The following is a 205-nucleotide window of genomic DNA, read 5'->3' as shown; positions in this document are numbered from 1 at the left end:
TGGCAGGGCAGCGCGCAGTACACCGTCTGCGTCGACGGCGTGCAGATCGGCGGCACCCAGACCGCCAGTGCTTGGCACGCCGCCGGCCAGTTCGACACCGTTACCCTGCACGGCGACTGGGCGCCGGGGCCGCACGACCTTGGCATCACCTTCCTCAATGACGCCTACGGAGGCTCGCCGGCCGCCGACCGCAATCTCTACCTCG

At 70.2% G+C, this 205-nt stretch carries 1 protein-coding gene; it reads left to right on the top strand.

All coding sequences use genetic code 11. From position 1 onward, the window contains the following. Nucleotides 1-205 (top strand): carbohydrate-binding domain-containing protein (locus Q7A36_RS41545; RefSeq protein ID WP_305109582.1); only part of this gene is annotated, 205 nt, incomplete at both ends.

It is taken from the genome of Paracraurococcus lichenis, assembly GCF_030657435.1.
In the GTDB taxonomy this organism is placed as follows: domain Bacteria; phylum Pseudomonadota; class Alphaproteobacteria; order Acetobacterales; family Acetobacteraceae; genus Paracraurococcus; species Paracraurococcus lichenis.
This window is presented reverse-complemented; position numbering and strand designations above follow the sequence as displayed.